Source organism: Streptomyces sp. NPDC006655 (assembly GCF_040703965.1).
Lineage (GTDB): Bacteria > Actinomycetota > Actinomycetes > Streptomycetales > Streptomycetaceae > Streptomyces.
In genome coordinates this window covers 67,860-81,743 of record NZ_JBEYJU010000010.1, presented here as the reverse complement: position 1 = coordinate 81,743, position 13,884 = coordinate 67,860, and the positions used below count along the sequence as shown (strand labels likewise).

The 13,884-nt window shown below is 69.8% G+C and carries 13 protein-coding genes and 1 tRNA gene; 6 read left to right on the top strand and 8 right to left on the bottom strand.

Features of this window, described 5'->3' with window-relative positions:
- Positions 1–311: 311 nt before the first annotated feature.
- The 3 genes from AB0958_RS08500 to AB0958_RS08490 all read right to left on the bottom strand — a co-directional run bounded on the left by AB0958_RS08500 (position 312) and on the right by AB0958_RS08490 (position 2,545).
- On the bottom strand, positions 312–722 hold the full coding sequence (locus AB0958_RS08500; protein ID WP_366889576.1) for a hypothetical protein: 411 nt from the start codon (positions 720–722) through the stop codon (positions 312–314).
- Between the two features lie 410 nt (positions 723–1,132).
- Positions 1,133–2,161, bottom strand: a complete 1,029-nt coding sequence (locus AB0958_RS08495) for a ParB/RepB/Spo0J family partition protein (RefSeq protein ID WP_366889575.1) — start codon at positions 2,159–2,161, stop codon at positions 1,133–1,135.
- 141 nt (positions 2,162–2,302) lie between these two features.
- Positions 2,303–2,545 (bottom strand): hypothetical protein, encoded by a 243-nt coding sequence (locus tag AB0958_RS08490; RefSeq protein WP_366889573.1) that lies wholly within the window; start codon positions 2,543–2,545, stop codon positions 2,303–2,305.
- A 352-nt stretch (positions 2,546–2,897) separates the two neighbouring features.
- On the opposite strand from AB0958_RS08490, the gene AB0958_RS08485 reads away from it, so the two are divergent.
- From AB0958_RS08485 to AB0958_RS08470, 4 genes are all read left to right on the top strand, one after another.
- Entirely contained in the window at positions 2,898–3,380 is a 483-nt protein-coding gene (locus AB0958_RS08485) for a hypothetical protein (RefSeq protein WP_366889572.1), read from the top strand.
- Between the two features lie 71 nt (positions 3,381–3,451).
- On the top strand, positions 3,452–4,006 hold the full coding sequence (locus tag AB0958_RS08480) for a hypothetical protein (RefSeq protein ID WP_366889571.1): 555 nt from the start codon (positions 3,452–3,454) through the stop codon (positions 4,004–4,006).
- Positions 4,007–4,030: 24 nt separating this feature from the next.
- Positions 4,031–5,287 (top strand): DUF6545 domain-containing protein, encoded by a 1,257-nt coding sequence (locus AB0958_RS08475; protein WP_366889570.1) that lies wholly within the window; start codon positions 4,031–4,033, stop codon positions 5,285–5,287.
- The gene (locus AB0958_RS08470; protein ID WP_366889569.1) at positions 5,284–5,880 is read left to right on the top strand and encodes a hypothetical protein; all 597 of its coding nucleotides are present in this window, start codon (positions 5,284–5,286) and stop codon (positions 5,878–5,880) included. Before AB0958_RS08475 ends, AB0958_RS08470 begins: the two co-directional genes overlap by 4 nt.
- An 82-nt stretch (positions 5,881–5,962) precedes the next feature.
- On the opposite strand, the gene AB0958_RS08465 is transcribed toward AB0958_RS08470, so the two are convergent.
- The gene (locus AB0958_RS08465; protein ID WP_366889568.1) at positions 5,963–6,880 is read right to left on the bottom strand and encodes a recombinase family protein; all 918 of its coding nucleotides are present in this window, start codon (positions 6,878–6,880) and stop codon (positions 5,963–5,965) included.
- Between the two features lie 181 nt (positions 6,881–7,061).
- The gene (locus tag AB0958_RS08460) at positions 7,062–7,271 is read right to left on the bottom strand and encodes a DNA-binding protein (protein ID WP_366889567.1); all 210 of its coding nucleotides are present in this window, start codon (positions 7,269–7,271) and stop codon (positions 7,062–7,064) included.
- A 218-nt stretch (positions 7,272–7,489) separates the two neighbouring features.
- Here AB0958_RS08460 and AB0958_RS08455 point away from each other — a divergent pair, with 218 nt between their 5' ends.
- Positions 7,490–9,088 carry a site-specific integrase gene (locus AB0958_RS08455; RefSeq protein WP_366889565.1) on the top strand — a complete coding sequence of 533 codons (1,599 nt, stop codon included), beginning with the start codon at positions 7,490–7,492 and terminating at the stop codon, positions 9,086–9,088.
- Positions 9,089–9,229: 141 nt separating this feature from the next.
- On the opposite strand, the gene AB0958_RS08450 is transcribed toward AB0958_RS08455, so the two are convergent.
- The 3 genes from AB0958_RS08450 to AB0958_RS08440 form a co-directional block, all read right to left on the bottom strand.
- Positions 9,230–9,305 (bottom strand) — tRNA-Arg (locus AB0958_RS08450).
- A 68-nt stretch (positions 9,306–9,373) separates the two neighbouring features.
- Positions 9,374–11,011, bottom strand: coding sequence for an IclR family transcriptional regulator C-terminal domain-containing protein (locus AB0958_RS08445; RefSeq protein WP_366889564.1), 1,638 nt, complete (start codon positions 11,009–11,011; stop codon positions 9,374–9,376).
- A 362-nt stretch (positions 11,012–11,373) separates the two neighbouring features.
- Positions 11,374–12,582, bottom strand: a complete 1,209-nt coding sequence (locus AB0958_RS08440; RefSeq protein WP_366889658.1) for a M6 family metalloprotease domain-containing protein — start codon at positions 12,580–12,582, stop codon at positions 11,374–11,376.
- A 581-nt stretch (positions 12,583–13,163) separates the two neighbouring features.
- Between AB0958_RS08440 and AB0958_RS08435 the strand changes: the two genes are divergently transcribed.
- Complete coding sequence (locus tag AB0958_RS08435) at positions 13,164–13,814, top strand: TetR/AcrR family transcriptional regulator (RefSeq protein ID WP_366889563.1); 651 nt, start codon at positions 13,164–13,166, stop codon at positions 13,812–13,814.
- Positions 13,815–13,884 lie beyond the last annotated feature (70 nt).

The following is a 13,884-nucleotide window of genomic DNA, read 5'->3' as shown; positions in this document are numbered from 1 at the left end:
CGTCCCGCCGACAACTAGACGCTATCAGACGAAGGACTGTCACAACACATGTGGCGGGCGCGATACCGCACCCGCCACATGGGCCGATGCCTATTCGGGCCAGGGTGAGAGCCGCTACTGCTCCGGCTCGACGAGATCCAGGAGGCTCAGCGTCCCCATCGGGCACTCCTCCGGAAGCCTCGGTTTCACCCTCGCCCTGCCTGGGCCGGGCTCGAACAGCTCCATCTGTCCCGGCGGTGCCGGTTTTGGCTTGGGCGGGGCCTCGAAGTCCTCGCGACTCATCTCGGTCCAGTCGGGCCCGTGTTGCGCGCTCACAGCAGTGCCCCCTGCTCGTACGTGGGGCCCAGTGGCCCGAGCTCCCTCACCTGCGCGCCGGTCTTCTCCTGCCACCACGCGGCGAACATCCGCCGGTGGCACCACTGTTCCGGCTTCGACAGATCCTCGAAGCACAGCAGCACCAGTCGCGGATCCCCGGCCGTCAACGCGATCTCCTGGAACCGCGACGCGAAGAACCCGACGCCGTGCCGGTCCAGTTGGGCCAGATACTCCGCCTCGTACACCGGCCGCGCTGCGCCGAAGTAGTTCCTGCTGGGTGCGGCCTCCCGCACCTGGTGCTCCAGTGTGTACGGCAGCGTCCACCGCGGGGCGCCCAGGGTGACGCGCACCGGTACGCCCGTCGCCGGCTCGAAGCTCTGGTATCTGTGCGTGAACAGTTCGAACATGTTCCTCCTCGGCTCGCCTTCCGCTCGGTGGCGGATGGCTCTGGCTGGACTCCGTGCCCCTGGCTCCGCTGCCGCAGGCACGCAAAGATGTCAATTAAATTCTATTTCAAATCCTCCCTCGTTGAAAGTTTGATTTATCGCCGGGTGTGGTGGTGCGGCCTCGTGCGCGGCCATGTGTGTCCCGGCAGGTGGTTCCAGCGGCGCGGTCGCGGGCGCTCCATCGGATCGGCGGCCGGTGTGGCGTCGTACCGGCCCGCTCCGTCGCCCGTCCGTCGAGCCGCGCCGCCCCACTCCTGCCCCACGTCCGCCACACCGGCCACCGTGGGGCCGCGAGAGGTAAGCGTGCCCATCCACGCGAAAGGCGGTCGGGAATCCCACCCGGGACTCCCGACCGCTGTCACTCACCGAGCTCAGGCGGCGGCTTCGAGCTCCGCCTCCAGCGGCTCCTCGGCCGCGGCCTCGGCGATCTCGGCCTCGCTCGGCTCCACCTCGCCCGTGGCGCCCTCCGCCTCCGGCTCGACCTCCAGCTCCGGGCGGACCGTCAGCTGCTTCGCCTCCGACATCGCCTTCGCCTTCCGCAGCTTCTTCACCGCCTCGGCGGCCGTCCTGCGCACCCGCTCCACCGCGTCCAGGTGCTTGCCCACCTCGCCCTGGAACAGGTCCGCCAGCTCCGACGGTGTCAGCTTCGCCAGTTCCTCCAGCAGGGTTCCGGCCCGCTCGACCTGGTCCACCTTGCCCTTGGCCTGCTTGCGCTCCTTGGCCTTGTCCTCCTTCTCCTTCTCCGACAGCTCCTTCTCGGAGAAGAAGCCCTCCTGGTTCTCCTTCATCCGCAGGGCCTGCGCGAAGGTGGAGGCGTCCGTCTCCGTCCTGAAGTCGCCCTTCATGTAACGGGTGACCGCCACCTTCTGGTTCGCCGGCGTCAGCTTCGACAAGTACCAGGCGAAGTCCGCCTTGATCTTCCCCTCGGCCACCAGCTCCGCGATGTCCGTGGTGAGGTTCAGCAGGTCCATCCGCCACCGCACGTAGTCGGTGGTCTTGCCGAACATCTCCGCGATGCGTTCCGCCTGGTACCCGAACCCGACCAGATCCGCGTACGCCTGCGCCTCCTCCATCAGCGTCATGTCCGCACGGCCGATGTTCTCGGAGATGCCCATCACGAACGCCTGCTCGTCGTCCACGCTGCCCACGATCTTGGCCTCGATGGTGGTGGCGCCCTCCACCAGGTGCATCGCCCGCCAGCGACGCTCGCCCATCACGATCTGGAGCTTGTCGCCGGCTGGGCGGACCACGATGGGCTGCAGCTGGCCCACCGAGCGGAACTGGGCCGCCAGTTCCTCCAGCTTGGTCTCGTCGAAGTACTTCCGGGGCTGGTCCGGGTTGGGCTCGATGTCCGTGAGCGGAACCGCGATGACCTCGATGTTCGCCTCGGTGACGTTCATGTCGCTGACTCCTCGCACTCTTGGTCTCGCAGGGGGGGTCCTGTGAGGTGATAGGTAAATACTATTGTCAATCGATCTTGAACGTCAAGTGTTATTTATATTGAAGCCCGCCCCGGGTCCCCTCCTGCTCTCCGTGCGTGGTCATGGGCGTTGGGGGTCCTCGTCATCTCCATCCAGCTCGACATCGGCCCCCATGAGGACCTTCAGGATCTCCATGTCCTGCCAGTCGCCCCTGATCTCGGGGTCGTCCTCCGGGGTGGTGCGGGCGGATTCGTCGGCCTGTTCGTTCGCGTCTGGCGAGCTGAGCTGGTTCGCGCCCCTGCTTCGGTCGTCGGAGTTGTCCCTCTGCGATCCGGTCTCCGGCGTTCCGCGTCCATCCGGCATTGCGAAGTCCTGGTGATGTCGGCTCGGCTCGGATTCCGAGGGTGCGGAGCTCGCGGCGTGGGGCGGTCCGGATAACGGAGCGGGCGAGTTGTGGGCGGCTCGCATCGGGAGGCCCCTTCGGTGGCAGGCGTCGTGAAGAAAGGTGCGGCCGAACCCCGCCGTCGTTGCGCGCGGAACCAGGGTTGCGCATCAGAGGCACTTGACAGGAACATAACCGCACACTTGCGTTACGGATCCAACACAGCATCTTCATGAGCTGTCAAGGATCTTTGGTTGGCTGAGAATAGCCAGCCAAAGATTTGTGGCAGTGGCTAGCATGTGGCGCGAGCGGTCGTTGGTAGAGGAGATGCGCGTGACACGATCTGTCGGCTCCGCCGCGGACGAGTGGTCGTTCAGCGCCCGGATGCTGAACCTTCTGTTCGAGGCCGCGGCGGCGGCCCGCAACGGCGTGGAGTTCAGCAACTCCGAGGTGGCGGACGCCATCAACCGGCGTGCGGGACGGCGCGTGATCTCCGACGAGACGATCCGCAAGCTGCGTATACCGGGCGGTCCCCAACCGTCGTTCGACAAGGTCGCGCACATCGCGGCCTTCTTCCAGGTGCCGTTGGACGCCTTCAAGGACGGCACCGCCACACACGAAGCAGTGGCCGGCGAGGCGAACAAGCTCCTCGACGCGCGACGCAGGCACACGGAGAAGGTGGACCGTCAGGTGGCCGAGGAGGCCGAGAGCGTTCAGCTGCTGGCCCGTAGCGCCCGTCGGCTCGACTCCCGCGGACTGAAGCTCGCCATGGAGTTCATCTCCAGCCTGCAGAAGATGCAGAAGCCCCAGAACTGACACCGAGATCCCCGGAAGTCTCCAGTGATCATCCCCCACGTCCCAACCCCCAAGGGTGGTGCGATCAGCGCGTGTTAGGTCCCACCTCCCGCCGCCGCTGCACCGCAGCCCTCGACGGCTTTCCAGTCCCTCACCCGCTGACGCTGGAGACGCTGCACCAGGCCGCCGTCGAGCAGCACCACCGGCCGCTGGTGTTGCACCGCGAACCGTTCCCACCGGGCCTGCAACGCCCGTGCGGTCTGTGGTGGCCGACGGAGGAGGCGGACCACATCTGGGTGGCGCCGGAGGCCGCCGGTGCTCAGGCGGTCCACACCTACGCCCACGAGCTGGGTCACCAGCTCCTCGGCCACCCTCCGCTCCCCGTCGTACGGGCCGACGAGACGCCACCCCAGCCGGCAGAGGCCGAGGAGGAGGCGGTCACGTTCACCTGGCTGTCCCCGGCGTTCCTTGGCGGCGACCTCCTGGGTGTCCGTACCCGATCCCCGCACAACCGACGGGATCCGCTCTACATCGAGCGCGAGGACGAGGCCGAGTCCTTCGCCATGCTGCTCCGCCAGCGGGCCGGCGCACACAGCTCAGGCCGGCACACCGACCCCCTGCTCGACCGGCTGCACCGCAGCCTCTGACCGACGGTTGAGGAACCCCTTCACATGATCAGCGACGACGTCATGGCGTTATGCACCATCGTGCCGCTCTGGACCTGGTGCCTGTCCCGGATCGGCTACCTTCGCGGCAGTCGCGGCCAACGAGAGCTGTGGGCCGTCCTGGCGCTGCTCGCGGGCGCCGCCACACTGCGCCTGGGCTTCTTCGAGCGTGGTGTCACCCAGTGGACCGGCGTCGGCGATCTCGCCGTACTGGTCAAGCACCTGGCTGTGATGCTCAGTTCGTTCCTGCTGTGGCGGTGGGTGGACTCCGTCGCGGCCGCCGCGGGCCCCCGCAGGCGCTGGCAGAGGCTGACGGCCGCGTGGCCACGAACCGTCTTCGCGGTGGTCGCCCTCTCTGCCGCCTGCCTGCTGTTCCCGTTCTCGGTACCCGCCCTCGTCGACGCCGACGGAGGGCGGAACTTCATCGGGGCGCAGTTCGGCCACCGGGCGGGAACCGCCTATGTGACCGCCTACCTTGGCACCCTGGCCCTGGCGATGACCTTCTCGGGAGCCCTGTGCACGGTGGCCGCGCGGACCGCCCGGCGTTCAGGACAGCGGATGTTCAGCGCGTGCATGTACGTGATGTCCCTGGGCTGCTGGACAGGCGTCGGCTACGCCTTCTTCCGGGGCAGCTATCTGGCGTACGGCCTTCTGGACGCCACGTACCCCATGTCCGCGGCGGAGGCCGACGATCTCTCCAGTCTCATCCAGATCGTGGCCATCGGTCTGATCCTGGCCGGTGTCTCGTTCCGGGGCTGGGAGGCCGTCTCCCGCCTGCTCCAACGCCGACGGCAGCTGATCGCCCTGCGGCCCCTGTGGCAGGAGATGGTCTCCGTCCTGCCCGCCGAGGCCGTCATGCGCGTCCTGGCCGAAGGGCCGTCTCTGCTCCGGGACCAGTACGACCCCCGCGGCCTCTGGGAACGGCTCGACCAACGGGTGCTCGACATCAGCGACTCCGCGCTCGAAGTCCTCCCGTGGATCGAGGCCGAGCTGCCGCGTAGGGCACGGGATGCAGCCCAGGCCTGCGGCCTCGAAGACAACGATGCCGAGGCGGCCGCCCAGGCACTGTGCCTGCGTACCGGCCGCCGCGGGCGGGCCGACGACATGGCCAGTGCTGACATGCCCCTGACCCTCCCACTGCTGTCCCTGGGCACCGACCTCGACGCCAACGCGGCCTGGCTCACCCGCGTGGCCCGGCGCTACCACTCTCCGCTCATGGACACCCTCGAAGCCCGTGTCGCGCCCGACAGGAAGACGGCATGACCACCACGTCCCCGGTGACCGAGAACCGCACCGCTCGCGCCATCACCGACGGCCTGGAACCGAAGAACGTCATCCTCGCCGTGTGTCTTCTGCTCGGGGCAGCCCAGGAGGACAGACTCGTCGGCCTGGCCTGGGCCGTCCATGCCGTCGTGTTCGCCGCGGTGATCCCCGTGGCATACATCAAGTACGGCATACGTGCTGGACGTTGGACCGACCGCCACGTTGGCCAGCGTGAACGCCGACTGCATCTCATACCCGTGATCATGGCGTCCGTCGGCGTCGCCGTCGCGGCCATGGTGGTGCTCGACGCACCCGTGCAGATGACCGCCCTCGTCGTGGCGATGCTGGCCACGCTCGGGGCGATCCTGCCGGTGACGGCGTTCTGGAAGATCAGCGTGCACACGGCGGTCGCCGCCGGCGCCATCACGATCCTGACCGTGGGCGTCAGTCGCTGGTGGGCGGCGGCCCTTCCACTGGTCGCGCTGATCGGCTGGTCGAGAGTGGCGCTGCGTGATCACACCCTGGGCCAGGTGGCGGCTGGCACGGCACTTGGCTGCCTGGTCGCCGGTGGCGTCTTCGAATGCCTGGTCTGAAGCTGACCCGCGGCAAGTCGGTGAGAACCAGCCGGGCCCAACTCGTAGAGCGAAGAGCTGGGTTCGGCGGTCCATCCGGGCACTACCGCCAGAAGATCTCGAACCGCGTCTCGTCGAACTTCCGGGAACCGCGCACCGTGGCAGGGCCGACGCGCACCTCCCGTACGGTCAGTTGGACCAGGTTGCGGCGTTGCTCGCGGCCGGCTGTCTCGTTCCACCAGGTCTCGACGCCCTGCGGGGTCAACTCCGGCAGCTCGTCCAGCGCCCTGCCTCGGCGAACAGCAGCCATCGCCTCACCGCGCCGCTCCTCCAAGGCTGCCTTCGCCGCCCGGAACTCGCTCAGGTTCAGGTCCTTGGCACCGAACGCCTGCGCCAACTCTTCCTTGTGCCCGCGGAGCTCCTGCTGGAACCGCTCGGCCTCCCGTGCCTCCGCCGAGAACCGGTCCCGGATGGCGGCCAGCCGCTTGAGCCGCGCCGGGCTCGCCAGCGCGGCGACGACTCGGTCACCGACGTACTCGTCCAGCGGCTCCGCGGAGATCCGCACCTTGCCGCAGCCCTCGCCCTCGCAGACGTATCCGCGCCCGCCGTTCGCTGTGGACCGGGCCACCAGGGGCTTCTTGCACAGCTTGCAGGTCGCGATGCCACCCGACAGATAGTGCACGTGCTTCGGCTTGGTGCCCTGACTCCGGCCGTTCCGCGTGAACAACTCCTGCAGCGCGTCGAACGTCTCGCGGTCGAGCAGCGGCTCCGCCGGGCCTTTCACGAGTTCGCCGTCGGTGTTCTCCCGAAGGCCGGCGACAGCGGGGTTCCGCAGCCGACGGCGCAGTGTCGTGGGAGACCACGCGCGCCCCGACACCGTCGGCCCAGCGTTCTCCGTCATCCAGTCCGCGGTGTCCGCGATCGTGTGCCCTGCGAGGACGCGCTTGGCGGCCGCCGCCAAGTGGACGGCTTCCTCCGGGACGGCGGTGACACCGTCCGTGTCGTGGCCATAGGCCCTCATGCTCTCTCCAGCCCAGATCCCCCTGCTACCCCCGGACAGCGTATGCCAAAGCGCAGCATTGTCACCCCGACATGAACAGCGGCCTGTGGCCCCCGCCTCGGCCGAGCATGGGGGACTGTACAGCGGAGAGATCGGTTACTGGAGGGTTCTGCCGAGCTGGATCGGCCCCGGGGTCACGCGCCTATGCCGGTGGCCGCACCCCCAGCGCCTCCCACAGCTCCGCGGTCAGCACCCTTCGCTTGCCCTTGCCGTAGGGATGCACCGGTACCGGGAACTCGCCTGACCTGATCAGCTCGTACGTTGTGTTCCTGCTGAAGCCGAACGCCTTGCCGGCCGTCAGGACGTCGACCGTGACGGGCAGGGCCAGTACCTCGTTCCGTGTCATCGACATGCCTGCACCGCCGCGTTGTCGGTGGCCGGATTGTTTCGGTCTCGCATGGTCGGACTCTCCTGTTCCGCCCCCGCGCCTCCCAGGAAGTGCCGACGGAGTCTAAGTTCTCCCTGGCGGCTATACAAGATCCGACACGGTGGCGCCAGAAGTCGATAAGTAAATGTCTGTCTCAACACATGATGGCTTCGTTGTCGCTCGCGAGATTCGCAGGAGGGGATTTGTTCAAGGGCTCGGTCTACAAGCGCTGTGGCTGCAAGGAACCCGTCACAGGTGAGGACGGCGCTCCGGTCCTCGACGCCAGGAACAGGCCGAAGATGCGGGAGCTCGGCGCTGAGTGCCCAGACGCCGGCAAGAGAGACCACGGCAGCTGGTACTACTACGTCGAACTGCCGCCGGGGCCCAAAGGAGAGCGGCGTCGACCGCGCAAGGGCGGATTCCTCACCAAGAAGAAGGCCGAGGAGGCAGCCCAGGAGATCTGGGACAAGGCCCAGGACGGTATCGACGTGCTCTCGGACGAGACCGTCGAGCAGTTCCTGCTCCGCTGGTTCGCCAAGCGCGTCGACCTCAAGCGGTCCACCTGGAAGACCTACCACGACCACATCCATCGGGTCTTCGTCCCGAACCTCGGCCATATCAGGATGCGGGACCTTCGCACCCGGCACATCCAGGAGATGTTCGAGCAGATCTGGCGCGACAACGAGCAGCACGCCGCCAACGCCGACGCCGCCGAGCTCGCCAGGGTGGAGTGCGAGGCTGCCCATCGGGCCTGGAAGCGGGCCGCCAGGCCGCGGCCGTCCGAACTTCGGCAGCACTGGAACGCCGCCAGGGAGAAGCTGCGCGAATCCCGCAGGAAGCCGCGGTACATCACCGGCCCGGGTGTGCAGCTGAAGATGAAGAACGAGCTCAGCGCGGCGCTCGACTATGCCAAGAGCACCGAGAAGCTCATCAGCGACAACTGGGCCAAGCACCTCGTGCTGCCGAAGTACAGCCCGCCCAAGCCGCTCGTGTGGACCGACGAGCGCGTGGCCCGCTGGAAGGAGACCGGAGAGAAGCCCGGTCCCGTCATGGTCTGGACGGCCGAGCAGACCGGCGCCTTCCTCGATGGCGTCGCCGAACACCGGCTCTACCCGATGTTCCACCTCATGGTCTTCCGGGGCACCCGACGTGGAGAGTCCTGCGGCCTGCCCTGGCGCGAGACCGACATGACCGCCGGCACCGTCCACATCAGCGAGCAGCTCGTCGCGGCCTCCTATGACGTTTGGGAGGACACCCCCAAGAGCGACAGCGGCGCCCGCACCGTCCGGCTCGACAGCCAGACCCACGAGCTCCTGAAGTTCTGGCGGCGACGCCAGCAGGCCGAGCGCGCGGAGTGGGAGGAGAAGCACCGCGAGAAGCCGAAGAAGTTCGGGCCGTACGTCGACTCCGGCCGCGTCTTCACGTGGGAGGACGGCCGCCCATACCACCCGGAGTACGTCTCCCAGATCTTCAACCGGCTGATCCAGAGGCTCGCTCTGCCTCCGATCCGGCTGCACGACCTGCGCCACTGCGCCGCGACGCTGTCCCTGGCGGCCGGCGTCCACATGAAGGCCATTCAGGTCCTGCTCGGCCACTCCTCGTTCAAGCTCACCGCCGACACCTACACCAGCGTTCTGCCGCAGCTGGAGTTGGAGGCCGCGGACGCGCCCGTGGCGATCGTCCCTCGCAAGGCGGCACCACAGGGTGGGGAGAGCGCGCCGCAGGGCCCTCAGCTCGTACCGACCGAGGCCAGCACGTCAGAGGCCGGACCCGAAGCCGTGGATGAGGCGTCCGCCGCATAGCGGGACCGGCGGGCGGCGGCGGGAGGGCAGCACGCATACGGCACACACGCCGTGTCCCCACCCTGTCCCCACCAGGCACGAAACAGGCCCCTCGGAGATCACTCCGAGGGGCCTGTTCGATACATAAGGCCTGGTCAGGCCTGGTGCCCCCGGCAGGATTCGAACCTGCGACACCCGCTTTAGGAGAGCGGTGCTCTATCCCCTGAGCTACGAAGGCGGGGTGGTGCGCGGCTGGTGGGCCGTAGGCGTCAGCGTACCGGATTCGGCTGGTGGGGTGTGGGGGTGTCAGGACAGTGGGATCCGGGTGAAGCGGGTGGCGGTGTGGAGATCGGTCTGGATGGCGTTCGCCGTGGTGCGCAGTGCGGGGAGGAAGTCGGCCACGCAGTCGTCCAGGGTGCGGCGGGCCGCGTGGGTGGCGACGTTCAGGGCTGCGATCGGGCGGCCCGCCCGGTCCCGTACCGGTACCGCGATCGAGCGCAGGCCCGACTCCAGTTCCTCGTCCGCCAGGGCGTACCCGGGCGGGGCGTCCGGGGTGAGCAGGGCTCGGCCGAGTGCGGTGTGCGTGGCGGGGAGGCGGGTGCCGACCGTGATGTCCACGGTGAGGACCCTGCTGGTGGCCGCTACCGCGATGTACTGGATCTCCTCCGGGGCGGTGCCCGGGACCGGGACCGCCAGTGCCGTCGGCTCGTTCAGGTGGTCCGCGAGGGTGCGCAGGTGTGGGGCCGCCAGGCGGGCCAGGGTTTTACGGGAGAGGGGCGGGTAGCCCAGGGACAGCACCCGGGGGGTGAGGGCGAAGGTGCGGTCCTGTGCCGTCACCAGGCCCAGGTGCTCGTACGTGATCAGGGCACGGCGGGCCGTCGCCCTCGCCAGGCCCGTCGCCTTGGCCACGTCCGTCAGGGTCAGGGCCGAGCGGCCCTCGCCGAAGGCCGTGAGGACCGTCAGGCCCCTGGCGAGGGACTCCACGAAGTCGCGGCCCAGTGCGTGCTTGGACGCGGTGGTCCAGGTCGCCAGGTCGGCGGGGGGCGGGCCCGGCTCCGGGGGGCGGGCCTCGCGCAGTTCCCGTTCCATCGCCGTCACCGCCGTGCGCAGGCGCGGGAGGAGGGTGTCGCGCAGGTCCGCCGCGGTGTGACGGCTCGTATGGCTCACCACGCTGGCCACGCACGCCGGCCGCCCGGAGGCCGGGTCGCGGACCGGTACGGACACCGCCACCAGGCCCGGCTCGATCAGCTGGTCGTCCAGGGCCCAGCCGTCCTGGCGGGCCCGTTCCGCCCGTGACACGAAGTCGTCCTGACCGCCCGCACCTCTGGGCGGTACGGCCGGGAAGCCCGCGTCCGTGGGGTCCGCCGTGCGCCGGGCGCGCCAAGCCGTCCACTCCGGCTCGGTCCACTGAGCCGCGAACAGCGGGCCGGGGGCGGTGCGTTCGGCCGGCAGCAGGTCGCCGATGCGGAAGCTGACGGAGAGGGCTCGACGGCGGGTCGCCTGGTGGATGAAACGGATGCCGTCCCCGTCGGCGACCGCCAGGGACACGGACTCGTCCAGCTCGTCCGCCAGCGCGTCGGCGTGTGCGTCGAGCAGGGCGGGGAGGCGGAGGGCGGCGAGATAGGCGTTGCCCAGTTCCATCACCCGGGGGGTGAGCACCGCGTCACGGCCGTCCAAGCGGACGTATCCCGTGCGCGCCAGGGTCGCGGTGATCCGGTCGACCGTGGAACGGGCCAGGCCGGTGCGCCGTTCCAGCGCGCTCGCGCTCAGCGTCCCGCCCGCCCCGGTCAGCGCCTCCAGCACCGCGACACCCCGGATCAGCGGTGCGACCGCCTCGGCGGGCGGCTGCGCTTCGTTCCCCACAGAGGAGGAGGAAGGAGGAAGAGGGGAGGGGGACGGCGACGGGGACGGGGACGAGGAGGACAGGGGGGTGGCGGCGGTCATCGGCTCTCCGGTACGGCCGGCCGACGGGGGCGGCGCAGGCCTCGTTCAGGGCACGCCTACCGTAAACCGTGGCCCCCTGGGCTGGGGCGGCGCCAGCGCTGGGGAGGGGGCGAGGTGGCGGAGCAGGGGCCGGGACCGGGGGAGGGCTGGAGTCGGGGGCTGGGGTCGGGAGGTGGGGGCGGGAGCCGGACGGGACCGGGGGCTGGGGTCGGGAGGTGGGGGCGGGAGCCGGACGGGACCGGGGGCTGGGGTCGGGAGGTGGGGGCGGGGGCCGGACGGGACCAGGGGCTGGGGGCCAAGGCCGGCGTCGGGGGCGGGGCAGGAGTCGGGGGCTTGGGCGGGGCGGGAGCCCATGTCCCGGCCTACCCCCGGATCACCCGCACCCGATACCCCCCGTCCCCCTCCACCCCCTCCACCCGTACCTCGATCTTGTGTCGTGGGTCCTTGAAGGTTTCGCCCGGGCCGAACGGGGCGTCGGAGAGTTCCGCCTGGACGTTGGGGCTGCGGGTGCAGCCGCCGGTGTCGCGGTGGGCGTCGTAGACCTTGATGGGGCCGCGGCCGGTGTCGACGTTCGCGTCGACCTTGTAGATCAGGACGCCGGGACGGCAGACCTCCTCGTCGTTGCCGCCTTTGGCGCGTACTTCCAGGGCGTAGCCGGTGCGGGCGTCGACGGGGACGAAGACGAGTTTGCGGCCGCCGGTGCGGGCCAGCGGGGTGAGGGTGTAGTCGGCGGTGCCCCGGGCCGCCGCGCAGCTGACCTGGTCCGCGTCCAGCCAGCCCAGCTTCCACTTGTGCCAGGCGAGCAGATCGTTGTCGGCGCCCCAGTCCTCGCTCATGATGTCCCAGTGCCCCACCGCGCCCCCGCCCTCCTGGGTGTAGAGGTCGGGCAGGCCGAAGACATGGCCGTTCTCGTGGGGGAGGACCCGGTAGCCGGTGCGGGCGTAGGAGCCGGAGCCGTCGTCCTGGCGGGAGTACACGAAGGACGCGTTGGCGACCGGGACGCCGTCGGCGACGGGGGCGTCGCCGTTGCCCGCGAAGGTCACCGACAGGACCGTGTCCAGGGCCGACGGGCCGGCGTTCGGGGTGACCAGCACGTTCAGGAGGTCGTACGACCGGAAGTCCACGTCCGGGTCGGCGGCGGCCACGATGTCCTGGACGAGCTGCCGGTAGCCGGGGTCGAAGGGGGCACCGCGCTCTATGCCGTAGGCCTTGAACGGCTTGGGCATCCGCAGCCAGTGGTCGATGGGCGCCTCGGGCCGGTAGTCGAGCTTGCCGTAGGAAGCCGTGCGGAACCATTCCTGGGTCTGCGGGAAGAACTCGGTGTAGCGGTCGAGCGCGCTGCCCTGGCCGGGTGCGTCGGGGAAGTCGACCATCAGGGTCAGGGCGTGCACGGTGCCGGTGGAGCGGGAGTAGCCGCCGGGGGTCGGGATGCCCTCGGTCATCTGGACGTTGTGGCCGCCGCTGATCAGGCACGGGCTGTATGCGGCGGAGCGGGCCAGCGCGAACGGGCCGGCGCCGGCCGGTGTGGGGGCCGCCGTGAAGTGCCCGGTGCCCGCGGAGGTGCCGACCATGAGGAGCAGCGCGGTGAGGGCGGCGAGGCAGACCGCACGGCGGTGGCGGCGTATGCGGTTGCCCGCGGATATTCGGCGGCCCGGTGATGTCCGGCGGTGTGCGCAGGCCCGGCGGTCCGGGGGTGTCCGGCGGTCCGGGGGTGTCCGGCGGTCCGTGGATATGCCGAGGTCTGCGGATGCCCGGCGGCCCGTGGGCAGCCGAAGCCGGCGGTGGGCGGGTCCGCGGCGGTGCGTGGGGGCGGAGCGGCTCACGGGGTCACGGCGGCTGGGCTGCTGCGGCTGCATGCATGGACCTTTCGCGCCACGGCAGCCGCCGGTGTCCGGCTGCACCCTTTTGATCACCCTGTGGCGAGGGGGGTGGGGACGCGCGCTGTAGAGGCCGATCGTGGGATTTCCCCGGGCATGCGAGTGTGATTCAGGTCACAAGGATTGGAGGGAGGGTGGGGAAATAACCGGGGACCGTCTCCCCGTTTAGACCTGTGTCCGAGCGAAACGGGGAACTGCTCCCCGGATCGTCCGGAGAGCCACAGCAGTGCAGTACCGAGCAAGCAGCCACCGAACGACCTGGACAGGAGTGCGCCGTGCAGACCGCGACCGCCACCCCCGCCGTGCGCAAGGCACCCCGGCCCCGCGCCGACGCCCTGCGCAACCGGGAGCGGATCGTCACCGCCGCCCGCGAGATGTTCACCGAGTACGGCCACGACGTGCCCCTCGACGAGATCGCCCGCCGGGCCGGCGTCGGCAACGCCACCCTGTACCGCAACTTCCCCGACCGTGACGCGCTCGTCCGTGAGGTCGTCTGCTCCGTGATGGACCGGACGTCCGAGGCGGCCGAGCTGGCGCTCGCGGAGACCGGCGACGCCTTCGGAGCGCTGGAGCGGTTCGTGCACACGTCCGCCGACGAGCGGGTCAGCGCGTTGTGCCCGATGGTCTCCAGCACCTTCGACAAGAACCACCCCGACCTGGAAGCGGCGCGCGAGCGGTGCGAGCAGCTCATCGGGCAGCTCATGGACCGCGCCAAGGCGGCCGGACAGCTCCGTCCGGAGGTGGGCGTCGGCGATGTGATGATCGCCGTGGCCCAGCTCAGCCGGCCGCCGGCCGGCACCGGCTGCCTGATCAACGACCGCTTCGTCCACCGTCATCTGCAGCTGTTCCTGGACGGGCTGCGGGCCCCGGCCCGCTCCGTCCTGCCGGGCACGGCCGTGACCATGGAGGACCTGCGCCAGGCCTGACCCAGCCACCAAAACCGTCCGACAGCCGATCAGTTCGACAGCCGATCAGTCCGACACCGACAGCCGATCA

Coding starts and splice junctions, on each gene's coding strand:
- AB0958_RS08445 (WP_366889564.1), bottom strand. CDS start 11,011: ATGACCGCCGCCACCCCCCTGTCCTCCTCGTCCCCGTCCCCGTCGCCG.
- AB0958_RS08475 (WP_366889570.1), top strand. CDS start 4,031: ATGATCAGCGACGACGTCATGGCGTTATGCACCATCGTGCCGCTCTGG.
- AB0958_RS08465 (WP_366889568.1), bottom strand. CDS start 6,880: ATGAGGGCCTATGGCCACGACACGGACGGTGTCACCGCCGTCCCGGAG.
- AB0958_RS08470 (WP_366889569.1), top strand. CDS start 5,284: ATGACCACCACGTCCCCGGTGACCGAGAACCGCACCGCTCGCGCCATC.
- AB0958_RS08460 (WP_366889567.1), bottom strand. CDS start 7,271: ATGTCGATGACACGGAACGAGGTACTGGCCCTGCCCGTCACGGTCGAC.
- AB0958_RS08500 (WP_366889576.1), bottom strand. CDS start 722: ATGTTCGAACTGTTCACGCACAGATACCAGAGCTTCGAGCCGGCGACG.
- AB0958_RS08495 (WP_366889575.1), bottom strand. CDS start 2,161: ATGAACGTCACCGAGGCGAACATCGAGGTCATCGCGGTTCCGCTCACG.
- AB0958_RS08490 (WP_366889573.1), bottom strand. CDS start 2,545: ATGCCGGATGGACGCGGAACGCCGGAGACCGGATCGCAGAGGGACAAC.
- AB0958_RS08440 (WP_366889658.1), bottom strand. CDS start 12,582: ATGGTCGGCACCTCCGCGGGCACCGGGCACTTCACGGCGGCCCCCACA.